14 protein-coding genes are annotated in these 17,820 nt (G+C 62.9%); 6 read left to right on the top strand and 8 right to left on the bottom strand.

Features of this window, described 5'->3' with window-relative positions; all coding sequences use genetic code 11:
- Nucleotides 1-214: 214 nt before the first annotated feature.
- Both VGM51_03670 and VGM51_03665 read left to right on the top strand, forming a co-directional pair.
- Nucleotides 215-1,204, top strand: coding sequence for a Gfo/Idh/MocA family oxidoreductase (locus tag VGM51_03670; protein HEY3412139.1), 990 nt, complete (start codon nt 215-217; stop codon nt 1,202-1,204).
- Nucleotides 1,205-1,305: 101 nt separating this feature from the next.
- Nucleotides 1,306-1,761, top strand: a complete 456-nt coding sequence (locus tag VGM51_03665; protein HEY3412138.1) for an Hsp20/alpha crystallin family protein — start codon at nt 1,306-1,308, stop codon at nt 1,759-1,761.
- A 45-nt stretch (nt 1,762-1,806) separates the two neighbouring features.
- Here VGM51_03665 and VGM51_03660 read toward each other — a convergent pair whose 3' ends face one another.
- Both VGM51_03660 and VGM51_03655 read right to left on the bottom strand, forming a co-directional pair.
- Nucleotides 1,807-3,327 carry a hypothetical protein gene (locus VGM51_03660; protein ID HEY3412137.1) on the bottom strand — a complete coding sequence of 507 codons (1,521 nt, stop codon included), beginning with the start codon at nt 3,325-3,327 and terminating at the stop codon, nt 1,807-1,809.
- A gap of 83 nt (nt 3,328-3,410) precedes the next feature.
- Nucleotides 3,411-5,288, bottom strand: coding sequence for a carbon starvation protein A (locus tag VGM51_03655; protein ID HEY3412136.1), 1,878 nt, complete (start codon nt 5,286-5,288; stop codon nt 3,411-3,413).
- A 148-nt stretch (nt 5,289-5,436) separates the two neighbouring features.
- On the opposite strand from VGM51_03655, the gene VGM51_03650 reads away from it, so the two are divergent.
- The gene (locus VGM51_03650) at nt 5,437-6,258 is read left to right on the top strand and encodes an MBL fold metallo-hydrolase (protein ID HEY3412135.1); all 822 of its coding nucleotides are present in this window, start codon (nt 5,437-5,439) and stop codon (nt 6,256-6,258) included.
- Between the two features lie 7 nt (nt 6,259-6,265).
- On the opposite strand, the gene VGM51_03645 is transcribed toward VGM51_03650, so the two are convergent.
- On the bottom strand, nt 6,266-8,269 hold the full coding sequence (locus VGM51_03645; GenBank protein HEY3412134.1) for a cytochrome c biogenesis protein CcdA: 2,004 nt from the start codon (nt 8,267-8,269) through the stop codon (nt 6,266-6,268).
- A 255-nt stretch (nt 8,270-8,524) separates the two neighbouring features.
- Here VGM51_03645 and VGM51_03640 point away from each other — a divergent pair, with 255 nt between their 5' ends.
- Nucleotides 8,525-9,634, top strand: coding sequence for an acyl-CoA dehydrogenase family protein (locus VGM51_03640; protein HEY3412133.1), 1,110 nt, complete (start codon nt 8,525-8,527; stop codon nt 9,632-9,634).
- Nucleotides 9,635-10,084 (top strand): VOC family protein, encoded by a 450-nt coding sequence (locus VGM51_03635; protein ID HEY3412132.1) that lies wholly within the window; start codon nt 9,635-9,637, stop codon nt 10,082-10,084.
- Here the strand turns inward: VGM51_03635 and VGM51_03630 are convergent.
- On the bottom strand, nt 10,072-11,061 hold the full coding sequence (locus VGM51_03630) for a nuclear transport factor 2 family protein (protein HEY3412131.1): 990 nt from the start codon (nt 11,059-11,061) through the stop codon (nt 10,072-10,074). The genes VGM51_03635 and VGM51_03630 overlap by 13 nt on opposite strands.
- Nucleotides 11,062-11,084: 23 nt before the next feature.
- Nucleotides 11,085-12,038, bottom strand: a complete 954-nt coding sequence (locus VGM51_03625; protein HEY3412130.1) for a nuclear transport factor 2 family protein — start codon at nt 12,036-12,038, stop codon at nt 11,085-11,087.
- 151 nt (nt 12,039-12,189) lie between these two features.
- On the opposite strand from VGM51_03625, the gene VGM51_03620 reads away from it, so the two are divergent.
- The gene (locus tag VGM51_03620) at nt 12,190-14,424 is read left to right on the top strand and encodes a glycoside hydrolase family 36 protein (GenBank protein HEY3412129.1); all 2,235 of its coding nucleotides are present in this window, start codon (nt 12,190-12,192) and stop codon (nt 14,422-14,424) included.
- 86 nt (nt 14,425-14,510) lie between these two features.
- Here VGM51_03620 and VGM51_03615 read toward each other — a convergent pair whose 3' ends face one another.
- The 3 genes from VGM51_03615 to VGM51_03605 form a co-directional block, all read right to left on the bottom strand.
- Nucleotides 14,511-14,819, bottom strand: coding sequence for an XRE family transcriptional regulator (locus VGM51_03615; GenBank protein ID HEY3412128.1), 309 nt, complete (start codon nt 14,817-14,819; stop codon nt 14,511-14,513).
- A gap of 6 nt (nt 14,820-14,825) precedes the next feature.
- A complete protein-coding gene (locus VGM51_03610) occupies nt 14,826-15,191 on the bottom strand; it encodes a type II toxin-antitoxin system RelE/ParE family toxin (GenBank protein ID HEY3412127.1) in 366 nt (121 codons plus the stop codon).
- Nucleotides 15,192-15,312: 121 nt separating this feature from the next.
- The gene (locus VGM51_03605) at nt 15,313-17,817 is read right to left on the bottom strand and encodes an alkaline phosphatase family protein (protein ID HEY3412126.1); all 2,505 of its coding nucleotides are present in this window, start codon (nt 17,815-17,817) and stop codon (nt 15,313-15,315) included.
- Between the last annotated feature and the right edge of the window lie 3 nt (nt 17,818-17,820).

Raw genomic sequence — 17,820 nt, 5'->3', positions numbered from 1 at the left:
CCGCTGTCTACGACACCCTCAACCCGGCCGAGATCACCAGGAACATCAAGAAACTACAGGCCGAATTGCGATCACGTAAAGTAAGATTCCCAAATGAGGCAACCAAGACCCCAAAGTAAGATTCCTAGATGATGCAATACGAGCGGGCGCAGCGGGGACGCCAGGACAGAGTGAGCCCTATAATGAGGGCATACCACCTTCAGGAGCGAGTTCAATGTCCGATCCGGTTCGTTGGGGCGTGCTTGGCACCGCCCGGTTTGCGCTCAATCGATGGCTGCCGTCATTCACCCAGACGCCGGGCGTGGAAGGCGTCGCTATCGCCAGCCGCGACCTCGACCGGGCTCGCTCGGCCGCCGCAAAGTTCGGTTTCGAGACGGCGTACGGTTCGTACGAAGCCCTGCTGGCCGATCCCGCCGTCGAGGCCGTATATATCCCGCTCCCCAATGGCCTCCATGCGGTCTGGGCGCTGGAGGCAATCGCGGCGGGCAAGCACGTTCTCGTGGAGAAGCCGGCATGGCCCTCCGCCGAGGACGGGCGCCGCGTGGCGGATGCGGTGGCTTCACGCGGAGTTCGCGTGATGGAGGCGTTCATGATCCGCCACCACGCGCGATGGAAGCGCATCGTGGAGCTCATTGCCGAGGGAGCCATCGGCGCGGTCACGCATTTATCCGGATCGTTCTGCTTCACGCTGGATGACGCTGCGAATTTCCGCTGGGACCCGGCGCTTGCCGGCGGGGCCCTCGCCGATGTCGGCTGCTACCCTGTTAACGCGGCGCGGCTCGTGTTCGGCTCCGAGCCGGTTCGCGTCGAGGGCGTATCGACAGACAGCCACGGCGTCGGCGTCGATTCGAGCTTCGAGGGCACGCTTCATTTCGAGAAGGGCACGGCGACGTTCCGCTGTTCCTTCGAGGCGGCTTACGAACAATCTCTGACCGTCAAAGGTGAGGCAGGGGAGATCTCGTTGAACCTCCCGTTCATCTGCCGTGACGAGCCGGTGCTCATCACCGTTCATGCCGCGGGAAAGCCCGGAAGGGAAGAACGCATCCCCCTCGGCGATCAGTACGTGGACGAGATCGCCCATTTCAACGCGTGCGTCCGGGATGCCTCCAGACCGCTGTGGCCGGGAGAGGACGGAGTATCCAGCGCCGCCGTTCTCGATGCGTTGCGGGCATCCGCCAAAGCAGGGGGACCTGTGAAGGTTTAGTGGATGGCGTTTGGCCCAGGTGTCTTTCTCGGCCCCCGGCCCCTGCACCTCTGCCCCCGCATGGAACCATGGCGCCGCGGGGTTGTATACTGGTCAGTGCTATGTTCAAGCGATATGAAGATATGATCCGTGAGATGGAGCGCGAAATGCAGCGCTTCCAGCAAGAAGCGTTCGGTACAATGCTGGGCACAGGTGTTCCCGCCAGGATGTGGCAGCCCAATGTCGACATCTGCGAAAGCGATGACTGCATCTGGGTCCGCGTTGAGGCCGCCGGGGTTAACCTCGCGCACACGCGGGTGACACTGGCGGCGGACAACCGCGTGCTGACGGTGAGCGGGGATCGGCCCGAGCCCGAGGATGCCTCTACCGGGCGGCGCAGGTGTCACCAGCTGGAAGTGTACTTCGGCCGTTTCCAGAGGGACATCCTGCTTCCGAACGTGCCCCTCGACCGGGAGAACGTGACGGCGAATTACAAAGACGGCTTTCTCGTCATCACGTGCCCCAAACTCTCCGAGCCGGCCGATCCGCCGACGAGCATCCGGGTGACGGGAGACTGAACCTCGGTGGGGCGGCTAAGCGGGCGCCCCCCTAACGTCCGACCGCTATTTGGCGGGGCAAACCCCCGTAGATTTCCTGGTAATCACCGGCTGGGTGGCGTTCGTCACAACGTATGTCGTCTTCGTTGGATTCTCCCTCTTGCCCGGCAGCGAGACCCATTGCCCATTGAACGCGTACCCAATGGACACCTCGGTTGTAGTCGTTGCCTTCGCCTGCGTCACGGTATAGGTGTTGCTGGTACCCGAGCGCAATGGAAACTCCACCGTCTGCGTGCCGGTCTTGGTGCCCACCTGCCCGCGCTGAAGGGAGATGCCGAAAAGGTCCGGCGAGAACGTGAACTGATCCGTTGTGTCGATGCGCCAGGGGACGGTCTGCGTCTTGCGTTCGTCGCAGGTCGATCCGAGTTCCACGTCCTTCTCTATCACCACCGAATCGGTCTTCGTCGTGGACGGTCCGCGGCGCGCTTCCAGGATGGCTGTCAGCGGTGGTCGCAGGCCATACCATTCCGTCAGGGCCACCGGAGTCGGCGGAGGCAGTGACGGCGCGACCGGGAGCGGCGCCGGAGTCCCGGAGCCCGCCGCGCCGGGTTGAAAGGGCGCCGGGACCGCCGTCGGAGCCGGCTTCACCGGCTGCGCAGGTTTGCGCGTCGCGCTGCCAGGCTTCGCCGTTGAAGCAAACTTCGCCGTCGATGCCTTCTTTACCGGCTGCGGGGCCGGTTTTGGCGCAATGGGTGTGGCCGGAAGGACCTGCCAGCCCATGACGACGACCCTCAGAGCGAGCCCCTGGGTGGCGCGGACCCGTCCCAGCATTGTCAGGGATCCCGTAGGCGTCGGCGACTCTCCATGGGCCACGAGCGTGTTGTTCGTGGTGTACGCATCGGCCGAAACCATGTGTTTCGTAGAGTCCTTCACCTTGATCACCGCAAGATAGGTTTCGTCCTTAGGGGCAATGCGCAACGCGGCCGTCGCCGGAAGCCCGGACTCGGACCGCTCTTCGACCGCGGTCAAAGTCTGGCGGGCTACCTTGCCGGTCTTGATGTTCTGAAACTGCCCCATATAAGTGATTTCGACGTGCTGTTCGCGGATCCGCTTGCCGGTCAATTTGACGACTTCTCCGGGGCGCATCGGATCGACATCACCCAGCAGACGCGTCAGGTCAATCTGACGCGTGTTATCCGGGCCGGGAAGGACTTCAACCGTCAGGTATCCAGGCGCCAGTGGGCTCCAGAAAACGAGGCTGCGGTTGAGAACGCCATCGGGGATATCGTCCAGCAAGCGCCAACCGAGCTGCTGGGCGTATTTCAGGTAAAACGCACAGATGGAATCAACGGAAGTGGTCAGCGGCGTGCGGTAGGTCTGAATGGCGAGGTCGGTGAGTGCGGGCCCGGTCGGGTGTTCGCCCGGCTTCGGCTTGAGGATGTCCTTCAACGGGAGGCTGATATGCCCCACGTTGGTGACACCCGGATAGGGCGGCAAGCCGAGGGAATCCAGTTTCATCTTCCGCTGCTGGGCCATGGCCGGCAGGGCAATCAGCACGCTGAAGAGAATTAACGATAATCGTCGCAAGGGTATGCCTTTCGCGTTGGAATGGGTGCGCCGGCGATTCCGGGCCAAACCATGGATAGGATACCCCTGCGCCGTCCAACCGTTCAAACAGATTCCGCGACGGGCTGGCGTAAGGACGCCATATCAGCGGCAATCTCCCTTCCCAACACCGGCAGCGGCGCCCTGCGAGGCGCCCGCACGAGGCCGTACCACCGCAGAACCGAGTCCACCAGCACGACGCAAACCAGCGCTAGCATCGCGACTGTCAGGACCTCGGGTACCAGCAACCCCTTGGCGATGTAGCCGTCGATGTTCAATATCCCGGCGTAGATGACCGTGACGCTCAGGAAGCACAGCGGAAGGAACGCCACCAACGCATGGAGACGGCGCGGCGAATATCGCAGGAGCAGGGTCGTGCCGATAGCGAGGCTCAGAACGCCAAGGAGCTGATTGGCTACGCCAAACATGGGCCAGATCGTGCTGATCCCGTTGAAATAGACGAGATACCCCCACCCCAGCGAGATCAGCGCGCTGGAGAACAAGATGCCCGGCAGCCAGTTCGTACGGCCGGCGGGCTTATACAGCGCGCCGATGAGCTCCTGGATGATGAACCGGGCCACGCGCGTACCGGTATCGATGGTGGTCAGGATGAACATCGCCTCGAACACGATGGCGAAGTGATACCAGAAAGCCATCAGCGTGCCCATGAATGGCAGCTTGCTGAACACAGACGCCATACCGACGGCGAGCGTCACGCCTCCGCCGGGACGCCCCCCGACGTTTTCGCCGACCATCTTGCTGAGGTTACCAAGGTCATGCGCCTGGAACGCCGGCCCGTATTTACCGACGAGCGCGGAGGCGCTGTAAGCGGCCGATTGGTAGGACTTCGGGTCGATGTTGATGTGGTAGTAGTCGCCCGGTTGCAGCGAGCAGGCCGCTACCAGGGCCAGGATCGCAACGAAGCCCTCAACGACCATTGCGCCGTACGATATGCCGACGATTTCGCGCTCCGAGGAGATCATCTTGGGCGTCGTTCCGCTGGCGATGAGGGCATGGAATCCGGAGATGGCGCCGCACATGATGATCAGGCTAACGTACGGCCAGACAGGTCCGGGGAAGATCGGCCCCCCACCATGCACATATTGCGTTACCATCGGCATGTGCATCGTCGGGTGAATCAGGAGCACACCCACAGCAAGCAGTCCCACAACACCGAGTTTCATATATGTGCTGAGGTAGTCCCGCGGGCAGAGCAACATCCACACAGGCAGCACGGCGGCGATAAAGCCGTACGCCGGGAGGATAACACACAGAGCCTCGGAGGAATACGTGAACAAACGAGCGTACTGGCTGTGCGCGACCCAATTCCCACCGAGGAGCGCGCCGAGGAGCAGGGTGACGCCAAAGATGCTCGCCCCTTTCACGTCGCCGGGGCGCCAGCGGTGAATCCACTGTCCCATGAGGAGCGCGATGGGGATCGTCGCCGCGATGGTGAAGGTACCCCACGGTGAACCCTTAAGAGCGTTCACCACAACGAGGCCAAGCCCAGCCAGCGCGACGACCATGATGAACAGGATGCCCACCGCGGTGGCCCAACCGCTGACGGGGCCCACCTGTTCGCGGGCAATCTGTCCAAGGCCTTCGCCGCGCTGCCGCACGGAAGCCCAGAGGATGAGCAAGTCCTGAATTGCCCCGGCAAACACCGCTCCCACGAGGATCCAGAGGGCGCACGGACCCCAGCCGAACTGCGCCGCCAGCACGGGCCCGATAAGCGGCCCGGCGCCCGCGATCGCGGCGAAATGGTGCCCGAATAGCACGAACCTGTTAGTTGGGTGATAATCGCGACCGTTCCGGAACTGATGGGCCGGCGTCACGCGGTCCGGCTCGAGCACGAGAACCTTCGCCGCCACCCAGGCGGCGTAATACCTGTAGCCAAGAGCCAGCACGCAAATTGAAACCGCAACAAGGGCAAGAGAATTCATCCGGACCTCCACTATGGCGTTATGGCTGTAATAGTTGATGCTTATTATACGCAAACTCGCAGACGCGGTCAACGGTTCACACGGTTGTCACGATGTGAACCGCGTTCCTATCTTCAAGATAACAATTTCACCACTGGAAAGAGGTAGTATGGAAGCCATCATCCTGGGCACGTCGGCCGCTGAGGGGATCCCGGCGTTGTTCTGCGGTTGTGATGCGTGTCAAAGCGCGCGTATCGCCGGAGGCAAGGACATCCGGGCAAGGCAGTCGCTATATCTGCCGCCGGACATTGTGATCGACCTAGGCCCTGACTGCCTCTACGCGGTCCACCGCTTCGGCCTCGACTGGTCGGCGCTTTCGACCCTGCTCTACACGCACAGCCACTCGGACCACTGCGTGCCGCAGGAACTGGAATACGTCCGCCCCGTCTTCGCCAACCATCGCAAGGCCAATGGTCTCGACGTTTACGGCAATGAAGGCGTCCGCGCGTCCATCCAGTCGACCCTGGACGAACATGAGGACGTGCGCCTTCATCCTGCTCCCCCATTCGTACCGATTCAGCTGCCGAACGCGACCGCTGTTCCCGTCCCGAGCCACCACAAAACGGATGGCGAGGAAACGCTGAATTACATCATCACGCGCGACGGGAAGTCCCTGCTGTGCGCATGGGACACCGGCTACTATGACGAGGAGACGTGGGAGTTCCTGAAAACGGTGCGCCTCGACGGAGTGCTGGTGGAATGCACCTTCGGGGCAAACAAGCGGGATCCGAAGTGGCCATACCATCTGGATCTGCCTTCGGCCGTCGCGCTTCGTGACCGTTTACAGGCGCAGGGCACGCTGGTCGAGGACGCGCCCGGCATCATCACCCACTTCTCGCACAACGGCGTGCTTCCCTACGAGGCGTTCCAGGATCTGGCCGGCACGTTCGGGATGCAGGTCGCGTATGATGGGATGCGAGTGACGCTGTAGCCCCAACCTATGGGGTGGCGGAATCGGCCGCTTTCGCCGCGGCCACCCTGTTCATGAAATCCTTCGGCGGCAGGAAACCACCGATGCGGGCGGCCGGCACGATGCGGCCGGCCGAGTCCAGGAACACCACGTCCGGTAAACCCTTCACCCCCCACTTCGCCCGCAGAACGGCTTCCTCTGCGCGGTTGGCGCCGTCCAGTTCCACTCGCAATCTGGTGAAAGGTTTGAGTGCATCCGCGACTGCGGGGTCCGGGAATGTCTTCTCCTCCAGTTCCTTGCAGGCCGCGCACCAGGACGCTCCGAAATCCATGACGATTGGCCTCTGCGCCGCCCGCGCATCGGCGAAAGCCGCGTCCGAATAGATGGTCCAGCGTGCCTCTTCGACTGCCGGCAGGCCGTGCGTGCCGTTCCACGCGGTCGCCGCCAGGAACACGCCAAGAGCGACGGCAATCACCCCGAGGGCGCGCTTGTTATTGACGAACCGCATCGACTCGCCGCCGTGAGACTCCGCAAATCCCAGGTAGTCGCCACCTAGCACGAGGGCGAGCGGCGTCACGAAATCGGCCCACTCCCTCGCGAATGCCAGGACGAGGTACCGGGCAGCGACGGCCATCAGAATCACTCCGAAGAAGTGCTTCACCGTCTCCATCCACCCACCGGACCGCGGCAGTTTGCCGAGCAGGCCGGTGAAAAGCGCCAACACCACATAGGGCACTCCCAGGCCAAGCGCCAGAGTGAAGAAAGATACGGCTCCGAAAGCAGCATCGTGCCTTGCGCCGACGAGCGCGATCAGGCCCAGCACGACCGGTCCGACGCAGGGCGCTGCGAATAACCCGACCACCAGTCCGCTGACGAAGAGGCCGGCCATTCCGGTCCGGTTGGAGCCGCCCAGGCGGTTCGCGACGGACGGGGGCAGCTGCAGCGTAAACAAACCGAACATTCCGAGCGCCATCGCGAAGAGGAAGACAGCGATGCCAACCTGCACCCAGACGCTCTGCAGCACGCCCCCGAAAAGCGCTCCGGTGAGAGCCGCGAACAAGCCAAGGGTCGTGTACATCGTTGCCATGCCCAGCACGTAGACGATGGCTTTGCCCAGCAATTTCGCGCGCGGCTCCCCTGCCCTCGCGCCGAAGACGGACATGGTGACGGCGATCATCGGATAGACGCACGGTGTCAGGTTCAACGCGAGACCCGCGAAGAAGATGAGAACGAGGAATACCGGAAGCCCGCGCTTCTGCAGCGCATTCGACCACGGGTCAACCGGAGGGGCCGGGGGCGCCGCCGGCAAAGCGGAAACGGCGGTAGGGGTCGCGGCAGGCTTCACAGGCGCCGGTGCGGGCCGCACTGCGGTTGGAGCAGGCTTCACGGCCGCCGGCGCGGGGGGCCCCGCCAGGCCCGGCCCGGTTGCGGGTGACGTTGGCGGCATCACGGGCGGCCGCGGGGCCGGCTGCACCGGTCCCGCGGAAGTTGGCGGCGACACCGAGGCAGGCTTAGGCGGTACGGCTTTCTTCGGAGGAACGGGTTTACGCCCGGGCAGCACCTTCACCAGGAGGGTGAAAGGTTTGGTCGCGGGCGCGAAGCACGACGTAGCGTTGCAGGGCTGGAAGTCGACGATGCCTTTCAGCGTTACCGTTCCCCCCGGCGCGTCCGCGTTGACGCTTAGCGGTACCATCACGGGCACTTCGCCCTGGAAGACCGACAGCGGCTTGTCGCTGAAAGTCAGCGTCAGCATTTCGGCGGCCGGGTACGTCGGTTTGCCGGGCGTGATCCCCTTTTCGCCCTTCAACGCGACGACTGTCGGACGAAGGTAATCTTCGCTTGGCTTGTTCGAGTTCACGTGCCAGCCGGGGGAGATCTTCAGCGTAACGGTGGCCTGCCCGACCGCGCCGGCTTTGATGGCGGGGACAGACGCGCGTACGGCCACCAGAGTGGCACTGTCCGGGGGCGGACCCTGCGCCAGACTGAGTGGAACCGTGGCAAGACCGATAACCGCTGTCAGAATTCGTTTCATACTCTCATATTACTTCCGGCGGAACCAAGATATATCAAATAGGTTGCGCACGCCCTGCACGCCACGCGCAGATTGCTTCGCGGAGTGTGCGTGCTATAGCATGGTTTGAATCCTACGCGCCCTTCGTGTGTCTATACGCTGATATCAACAATCGCAACCGCGCGTCGGTTCGCATGGGCGTCCCGATCGACGCGCTTACCAATGAGCCGAGGTGCCGTCGGCGAAGCCAGTCCTGCGGACCGTGACAGGAATCCTATGAACTTCTCACTTACAGCATCCGAACAGAGCGTGCTTGACGACGCGCTGTGTGTCGCGCCCCGGATCGCCGGGCGCGCCGCCGCCGCCGACCGGGAAATGCGATTCCCGGTAGAGGATCTTCGCGATTTGGACGAGGCGGGCCTGATGGCCCTGGCCGTGCCGCCTTCCCACGGAGGCCGCGGAGCCAGCACCGTGGCGTTTGTGAACGCATGCGAGATCATCGCCGCCGCCGACGCGTCGCTAGCGGTGGCTTGGGTGATGCACACGGCGTGCGGTTGGGAAATCGCCCATTCGGCCGTTCCCGAAACCGGGAAGGCTGTCATCGATGACGTGCTGCACACCGGCGCATTCATCTGTGTTGCTGGCGCGGAGGGACGTGGGCCGGACGGCGCGCGGTCACCATTGCTTTGTCGTCGTGATGGCGCTGACTGGCTGCTAGATGGGCACAAGGGTTTCGCCTCCGGGTGCGACGCCGCGACGTATGCGGTCACGGGCGGAACCGATGCAGATGGCGCGCGGCATTCATTCATCGTGCGGATGGACAACCGCGGCATCAGCATTTCGGAGAGATGGGACGGCATGGGGATGTGCGCGTCCGCGAGCCACGGACTCGCCTTCTCGCACTGCCGCATCGCCGACGCGTGGAGACTCACAGGCGATTACCGCGCCGGTGACTTCCGTAACACCAGCGCACTGTTCGGCCTGGGCCTTGCGGCGACCGCGCTGGGCATCTCCCGTGCCGCGCTCGCCTTCGCGCTCCCCTGGTGCGCCGAACGCGGAATATCCGATGCGAACAAGGTCCGGCTCGGCGGCATCAGCGTCCGGACCGAAGCGGTTCGAAGCCTATTATGGCGCTCCGCATGGGAGGTCGACCGCGATCCCGCCGGCGCCGAACCATGGGTGGACAGGGCGAAAACGCTGGCGGTGGAAACGGCCCAGGAGGTAACCATCGAAGCGATGCGCGTATGCGGAGGCCATTCGTTCCGCCGCAAATACCCGTTAGAGCGTCACGCGCGCGATGCGGTAGCCCTTCTGCTCCAGGGACAGCGCCCCGATCAGCTCCGCGCCGGCGTCGCGGACAGCCTGCTGAAGAGCGAGAAGGCCTGAGTGCGAATCGACCACGTTAACATTGTCGTTTCCGACATGGAGCGCTCTCTGGAGTTCTACGAGGGGGTGCTCGGTTTGACACGCGGGTTCGAAGCGACACTTGAAGGCCGATGGATCGAGACGGTCACGGGGCTGACCGCCGTCAACGCGCGCTGCGTGTTTGTCGAGGCGGCAGGATCGGCTGTGAGATTCGAGCTTCTTCAGTACGTTTCGCCCGCCGGTGAGGTCCTCCAGGCAAACGCGCTCCCCAACACGCTGGGCTTGCGGCATATCGCATTCGTTGTGGACGATATGGAGCAGTTACTGCGCCGCCTGAAGACAGCCGGCGTGCCGCTTCTCAGCGAGCCGGTCGAGGTGCCCTTCGACGTCGGGAACATGGGGCGAAAGCGACTCTGCTACTTCCGTGACCCCGATGGCGTGCTGCTGGAGGCCGCCGCCTACTCTGCCTGAAGCCGCCCGTCCAATTTCACGGTAGCGGCCACCACGATGGTTTTGCGGTTTCGCCAGCCGGACGGCGTTTTGACCCATACATCCTTCAGCGTATCCACCACTTCCGAAGTATGCGGCTTGCCATTGCCGTCGAGGATGATTGAAGTCTTACTCTCGGTGATGTTGGCCGTAAAGGAGTCGCCTGCCACCGTGATGGCGCCGATTTTCGCGGTCCACGACTTAATCGCCTTGGTGGATTTCAGGTCCTTCCGAAGATCCCGTTCAACCTGCCATCGACTTGACGTGCGGGCCGGGTACTCGACCGTATAGTCCTTCGTCGCCGTCGCCATTACCCCGGCAACGTCCTTCGCCCGGAATGCCTTTCGGGATGCCGCGTACGCTTTCTCCAGGAGAAGGCGCGCGTTCGCTTCACTGATGCCGGGCTTCGGACCGGCCTTTGGACGGGGTACGGCTTTCCTGGAGACGCGCAGCGCCTGTTTCGCGGGGACGTAAACAGGCCCGGCGGTGGTGTTCTTGGCTTTCAGATCTTCCATGCGCCTGAATCGCCAGGCGCCATCGGTCCGCCGCCATTCCTGCCGAGCGATAGTCTGCATCGTCACGACATGAATCCCGCCTTTGGAGTCTTTCATGTCCGCTACGACATAATCCTCCACGATTGCCGTGGCGGTGTTCCCCGAGGTTTTGAGATTCCGTATGTCGGTTCGCCAGGAGCGAAAGCCCGCGATTGCGGGCCACGACTTGCGAAGCAGCGCCTCCGTCCTGGCACGATTCACCCAGCCGCCCGTCGTCTTTTTCATCTGGAAGTCAGGCGTCATGAGCGCCATCAGCGCCCTGGTATCTTTCCTGCGCGTCGCATCGATGAGTTTGTCGTTCAAGCGGTCCAGTTCCGCCTTGACGGCGGCGTCGTTCGCACGCGCGGCCGGCGCGAGGGCGGCAACGCAGGCTAGGGCAATCGCCGCCAGATCAGTTCGAGACATGGTGCGCCCTCCCGGAATGAGCGTTATTTGAACGGATCCACTGTCCTTCCATCCACCGTCACCTTACCTTGCGATACCACGGTGCTCTTCAGCCGCCAGCCCTTGGGCGTGTTCACCCAGGTGTCGTGGTAGAAATCGACGAGGGTCTGCTTGTGAAGCCCGTTGGGATCTGCGTAATTCGAGACCATCCTCTCGCCAATGGTGGCGACCGCCGAGTTTCCACGGACCGACAGGCGCAGGATTTTCAGACTCCATTCAGGGATGCTGCGTGTCGCCCTCATTGTTCCCCGAAGCATCGCCTCGATCTCCTTACGACTGAAGGAGCGACCACTGGGATAGAGTAGCGTCGTATCCTCAGTCATCGTCGCCAGAACGCCGGCGAAATCCTTGTTTCGGATCGCGCGCTGATACGCTGCGTACTGTCTTTCGATGGCCTTGCGGGTTGTAGCGTATCCTGGTTGGCGCAAGTCCATTTCATCCGGCTTGACGAAAGACATGCCCTCCCGCGCACTTTTGAAATCAAGGGCTTCGCCCCGCTTATAGCGCCAGCCGTCGGGGGTGTTGATCCACGTCTCGCGTATTCGCGCGAAGTTGACGTATATGCCATTTCCCGTCGTTTCGCTGGCCAGCCGGGCCTTCATGTTCTCCGTGACAAGCAGGGTGGCAACGTTACCCCTGACGACGATCTTTTCGATCTTAAGTGTCCATTTGGTTATCTCAGTAATGGACTTCAACTCGTTAGCCATGCTGATTTCGGCTGCGCGCCGGGTGGTCACGACGCCGTCCTTCGACTTCATAGTGAAATCGGGCGTGGTAATGAGCCGCATCGCCGACACATCCTTCCGACGAAACGCCTGCTGGAAACGCGCCATTTGAGCCTCAATCTGCTTGCGGACCGCTGCGTCATCGGCTCGGGACGCGGCGGGCGTCAATATTGCCGCCATTAACGCCAGGGAAAAGGCTTTGAATTTGTGCATGAATAATTCCTGTTTCAGGGTCGGCGGAGCATTACAGATCGCTTTCCGGGTGACCGGGGCCCAGCGCCGTTGATACCATTATAATGGAAGCGGGCACTCAACGCTTCCCTGTTCGTATCGGCGTCCTCGCCTGGAAACCAAAGGAGTCCCCTTGAAACTCATCCCCGTGCTGTTGGCAACCCTCGGATTGGCGTCGACCGGCCACGCCGTGGAACCCTTTCGACTCGCTGTCAAGCCCGGCTCTCTCAAATGGACGCTGCAGGAGCGGACGGCGCGCGGTTGGCGAACCCTGCTGGCGGACGCCGAAGTCCGCGCAAACCGGCCGGACGGATCGCCGATCACCTTTTCGCGAATCGCAGTGGCGACCGATGGACGGGCCATCATCCTCGACTCAGCGGAGATGCGGCTCAAAATCGTCGCGCGATGGCTCGCCCCGTCCAAACTGGCCGGCACCGCTGTGATCCTCCCGGAGGCATACGCGAGGCATCCGGGGGTGGCCCTGGGAAGCATCAGCCTCATGGCCTCAGCTACCCTCGCTCCGCTTGGCAATGCGCCGACGATTCTGCAGAATGGTTACCAGTCCTCGTCGCGAACGGGCGTTACCCCCCTCGAGCCCGGAATGACGGTTGAATCCTGGTGGGTCACCGCGCTGCGGGGCACGCCAAGCTCCTGCGTCTTCGGGTACCTGTCCAGCGTCAACGGCCTGAACTCCTTCAGCGTCGAGCGGACGGAGAGAAGCATCATGCTGACAGACAAGAGCGACCTTCGCCGCGTCACCATCTCAACTTCGGCGACCGGGACAAGCCTCGATGCGCTGTACATCGCCTGGGGCGAATCGCCCTCGGCGCTGCTCAATCAGTATGCCGCCGCCGCGCGAGGATACATCGCCGCACTTGATGGCGTCGCGGTTTCGAAGAAGGCCATCCCGGCGGGATGGTCCACTTTGTACAGAAGTCCGGCAGGTATCACCGAGGACCAGGTTCTTACAAACGCGGATGCCGCGCGAGCAAGATTCGGCGCGAAGGATCTGCGCGTGATACAGGTTGAGGACGGATACCAGGTCTCCGCCGGTGACTGGGATGCCAACGCGCGGTTCCCGCACGGACACCACTGGCTCACCACCCAATTGCGCGCTAAGGGTTTCAAGGCCGGCATCTCGCTCGCGCCGTTCGCCGTCAGCGAGTCCAGCGACGTGTTCAGGGAACACGCGGATTGGCTGCTCAAACGGTCCGACGGATCCCTGGCAAAGATGGGTGACACCGGCAGTTGGGGCGGCGCGACCTACTCCCTTGACCCGGCGCTTCCTGCGGTCCGGACGTGGCTCGTCGAACTCTTCCGGAAGGTGACGCGGGAGTGGGGCTACGATTTCGTCAAAATCGATCTACTCTCCTACCCCCTGGAGAGGGACGCCGTCGCCGCTGGCTCCATGCCACCGGTGGCGGCCTACCGCGCCGCGCTGCGGGCTATCCGCTCTGGCTGTGGGGCGAAGACGTATATCCTCGGTTCCGGCGCGCCGATCGGCCCCTCGATGGGGTTGGTAGATGCCCTCCGCATCGGCCCGGACGGCGGTGGAGCGTGGCCGGACGTGTTGGATACCGCGCGCAACGCCGCGGCACGGCAGTGGATGAACGGAATCCGGTGGCAGAATGACCGGGGCGTAGTTTCACTTGGCGAGCCCCTCACTCCCGGCCAGGCCCGCGCATCGGCCGCGCTTGCGGCGTTGAGCGGCTGCCCGGTGATGCTCAACGGCGACCCAGGCAGACTGGACGATGACCGCGCCTCCCTCGCGAGCGCCATCCTGCCCGTTACCGCTACGAACGCTCGCATCGCCGACCTCTGGGCCGGCGCGAAGGAGCCGGCGTCCGTCTGGGTGCTGCCGAAATCCATCTCGCCTGCCGGAATCACCGTCGCGGGGCTGTTCAACTGGACGGACGCGGCCAAACCCATCACGCTCAATCCTCTGTCTCTGGGAGTGGCCGCCAAGGCAGGTAGGGTCCACGTATGGGACGTGTTCAACCGAGCGTACCTCGGCGACCATAAGGTCGTCGTGGAGATTCCGCCGACCGCATGCCGCCTCCTGGCTCTGACACCGAATGTTGGCCACCCTCAGATTATCGGGACCGATTCCCACCTCACCAGCGGCGCGAAGGACATCATCGGCGGGACCTGGGTCCCCAAGTACCGGGCGCTGAAGATTCAGATCCGCTCAACGCCAGGACGCGCCTTCCACATCGCCGTTAGCGAGCCGGTTGGCATTGTCTATCGGGTGGTCGAGGCAACTGGGGCCACAGTGGCGCGCCTGCCATCCGAGCCCGGGTCGGTGTTGCTGCAGGTGACGCCCCAAAAGACGGCCGTGCGGATGGTTTTGAGGTTTCAGAAGGGGTGATCCGCATTTAGCTACCGGCAATCAGCCTCCAGCGTTCAGGCGTGGAGATGGTTCGTTCGCACCGAATGCCGGATGCTGAGCCCCTTCTAGATCGGCACAAACCGGACCTCCACGCGCTGATGGAGGGCTGCGGCGATGCGCCGGAGCATGGTAAGAGAGTGTCCCTCGTAGTCGTCGTCTTCCAGCCGGCTGATCACGGACGCAGATGTCCCCACGAGTTTGGCGAGCGCCTGCTGGGTCAATCCTGCCTCGGTGCGCAGGTCATAGATGCGGCGCGCAATCTCGGCGCTGGCCCGCGCAGCCTCGATATCCGTTTCAAAGTCCCTGTCGCCGTTGAAATACCGCCGGCGGAGGATCTCAACCGCATCAGTAGTGGTATCTCTTCCTGATTTCATGTCTTATCACTCCTCGCTCGTATGCCGGACCGGATCGATCGCGAACCGTTCCTTTCTTCTGAGGGCGACGTCGATCTCCCGTTTTGGTACTTCACGTTCCTTAACCAACCCATGAGCGATGATGGCGACGGTTCGCCCATGAAAGAAGTAGAGCATCCGATAGTGCACACTCTGGAATCGGATGCGAAGTTCATATAGGTCGTCTCCGAGATAATCTGACTCGGGACGACGCATCTCGTGCCCGAGTTGCTTAAGCCTGACCAACCTGTCGATGCACTTGATCTTGGCCTCACGGGGAAGACGCCCCAGCCAGTCTGCAACCGGTACGGTACCGTCTTCCTCTCGGTAGAACACCACATTGACGCTTGGCATCGCGATTCCCTGAAGAGTATTATAGCAATATTGCGAAGTTCGCGCAATGCGCACGGTTCGCGGGCGAAACGCTCATCATCGGGCATTCAGCCCGAATGCTGAATGCCGGAGATGCGCCGTCCTATAGTCCCCGAATCGCCGGAGCGGGGGTCTTGGGGCCCTTTACGGCGTGCCAGAGGATGTCGTTCAGCACCTGGTCCGGGATGCTGTCCGCCACGTTCCAGGACATACCGGCGCTGTCCTTCGCACGATATGCAGTGCGGGCGTTGACCTGGCGCAGAACGCTCTCCGGGGGCAGAATAGCCTTGTAGGGTGCGGCGTTATCCGGCGTCTTCGTCCAGAAATCGAATATCGGCGCGGTGGCGTCGTAGCGGCACATCGGCGGCAGGCCGAGGATGGCCTCCATCGACCGGAGGACGCTGTCCGTGTTATAGAACCTGCTATCGAGCGTACCCTTCTTCACGAACGGGCTTACAACATAGGCGGTCGAGCGATGGCAGTCAACGTGGTCATGGCCGCCCTGCGCGTCGTCCTCGATCACAAAGATCGCGGTGCTCTTCCAGAACGGGCTGTTGCTCACGGCCTCCACCAGTTGGCCGACCGCGTAATCGTTGTCGGCAACCATCGCGCTGGGCGAGGCGGCGCCGGCCTGGGTTCCCTCGGTGTGGTCGCGACCGAGGCGAACCATCTCAAACGCCGGCAGTTTGCCCGATGAGACATACCCGTCAAACTCCCGCTTCCAGGCGCTGAACCGGCTGGGCGCCTTGTTCTTGCCGTACCGCTTCGAGGAAACGGTTTTCGGCGCATTGATCTTGACCCAGGCGTCGCTGTCTGCGTATCCGAGGGCGAACTGGCGGAAATCCGTACACGTGCGGCCCTCAAGCGCCTTCTTCAGCGCGCGATTGCCGGGCTCGTCGCCCACGCCGCCCTGCGGTGTTTTGGGATTGTCGCCTACAAAAAAGCCGTAGTTGCGGAGCGAGACACCATGCTTGATGGCGGCGTCCCAGATATATCCGCCCGGCGCGGCGGCAACATCGTTGATGCCCATCAGGTCCACGGCTACGCCACCGTTAGAACCCTCCCAGTCGTAGGTGCGGCCGCGTCCGGCGTAGTTGCTCTCCACCGTGCGCTGGGTGTATTCGTTCGCCATCCCGGAAGTGGACCAGTTCCAGCCGGTGCCGCTCACCTCGGCACAGCAGTAAAAGTTGTCCAGTAGGACGAACCGGTCGACAAACGCGTGCTGATTCGGGGTGACTTCCCTGCCCCACATGACCACGCCGGGGTCTCCATTCCCCCTCGCAACGTCGCCAAGGATCTGGTCGTATGTGCGGTTTTCCTTGATGATATAGATGACGTGCTTGATCGGCACGCCGGCCAGCGGGCTCTTAACCGGTACGGCGGACGTGATCCTGTTGTTCTTCAGCACCTGTGCCGTGGCGGTCTTGAGCGCGGCGGGGTTCGGGATCGCGACGCGGGACACCGTCCCGTTCTGAATGGCGAGGATGTACTGGCCGAGTTTGCCACCGGGTCCCTGCCGCGTGTCGTTCGGAATGCGGACCGCATTCCCACGGGCGTTCGCGACGAACAGGTTCCGCCCGTCCGGCGCGAGGACAACCGAAGTCGGGTACCACCCCACCGGGATATAGCCCAGTACCTTCGGCAGTGCTACGGACACGTCCAGTATTGCGATGGCGTTCATATCGGCCAAGGCCACGTACAGGCGCTTGCCGGCGGGATCAATTGCCATGCCCTCGGGTGTGCAGCCCGGAAGGCCGTGCGCAGCGGCGGGGCGCAGTAAAATAGTAGAAACGACCTTATCCGTAGCCGTGTCGATGATCGAAACCGTATCGCTTCCGGAATTTGCTACAAACAGGCGCTTCTGCGCGCCATCCAGCAGCAGTGCGGTCGGGTTCGCCTGAGTGCGGATGTTCCTGCGCACCTTCATGCCTTGCGGATCGATATCGCAGACCACGCCGTCGCGCTCGCTGCTGACGAACACCTTCCGGTTGGCCGCGGGTCCGTCCGTGACCGCGGCCACGCCGAATGGGAATCCCGGCGTAACGACGAGGCCCTTCCGCTCGCCGGTGGCAGCATCAAAAACGGAAAGCGATCCCTTCAAGCTGGTTGCCCGGGTCGTGTTGTTATTCGCCGCGTACACGTTGGCTGCGTCCGCCGCAATTCCGGCGGCGCACAGTTCCGGCGCTTTGGGCGCGGGGGCGTTCGCAAGCGTCTGTCCGGCATCGGTGAGAATGCCGTTGTCCGACAGGTCGAAAACGGAGACGGTGTCTTCGGTGCCGCGCGAGGCGTACAGCGCGCCGTTCGGGCCGAACGCCAGGCCGTAGAAGAGCGCCCGCTGGACGCCCGCTGAGTCTTTGCCGTTGAAATCGCGCTGCGACACGATTTCGCCGGTAGTGGAATCCAGCACGGTGAGCGATTGCCGCGCGCCCACGTGCGTCACGACCACGAACTTGCCGTCCCGGCTGAGGACCATGTTGACGGGGAAACTGTCGACGGCCGTGTGTGTGCCGGCAGGTGTGATCGACGCGCCGGTGGGAAGGGGGACGGCGCAAACCGATGGGATGAACGGCGCGAGCAGCGCCCCAACGACGAAAAAGTGCCTGTACATGCG

This window comes from Armatimonadota bacterium (assembly GCA_036504095.1).
Taxonomy (GTDB): domain Bacteria; phylum Armatimonadota; class DTGP01; order JAKQQT01; family JAKQQT01; genus DASXUL01.
This window is presented reverse-complemented; position numbering and strand designations above follow the sequence as displayed.

Excerpts from the sequence above, each read along its gene's own strand:
- VGM51_03670 (HEY3412139.1), top strand. The coding sequence starts at position 215 with ATGTCCGATCCGGTTCGTTGGGGCGTGCTTGGCACCGCCCGGTTTGCG.
- VGM51_03665 (HEY3412138.1), top strand. The coding sequence starts at position 1,306 with ATGTTCAAGCGATATGAAGATATGATCCGTGAGATGGAGCGCGAAATG.
- VGM51_03655 (HEY3412136.1), bottom strand. The coding sequence starts at position 5,288 with ATGAATTCTCTTGCCCTTGTTGCGGTTTCAATTTGCGTGCTGGCTCTT.
- VGM51_03650 (HEY3412135.1), top strand. The coding sequence starts at position 5,437 with ATGGAAGCCATCATCCTGGGCACGTCGGCCGCTGAGGGGATCCCGGCG.
- VGM51_03645 (HEY3412134.1), bottom strand. The coding sequence starts at position 8,269 with ATGAAACGAATTCTGACAGCGGTTATCGGTCTTGCCACGGTTCCACTC.
- VGM51_03640 (HEY3412133.1), top strand. The coding sequence starts at position 8,525 with ATGAACTTCTCACTTACAGCATCCGAACAGAGCGTGCTTGACGACGCG.
- VGM51_03630 (HEY3412131.1), bottom strand. The coding sequence starts at position 11,061 with ATGTCTCGAACTGATCTGGCGGCGATTGCCCTAGCCTGCGTTGCCGCC.
- VGM51_03625 (HEY3412130.1), bottom strand. The coding sequence starts at position 12,038 with ATGCACAAATTCAAAGCCTTTTCCCTGGCGTTAATGGCGGCAATATTG.
- VGM51_03615 (HEY3412128.1), bottom strand. The coding sequence starts at position 14,819 with ATGAAATCAGGAAGAGATACCACTACTGATGCGGTTGAGATCCTCCGC.
- VGM51_03610 (HEY3412127.1), bottom strand. The coding sequence starts at position 15,191 with ATGCCAAGCGTCAATGTGGTGTTCTACCGAGAGGAAGACGGTACCGTA.
- VGM51_03605 (HEY3412126.1), bottom strand. The coding sequence starts at position 17,817 with ATGTACAGGCACTTTTTCGTCGTTGGGGCGCTGCTCGCGCCGTTCATC.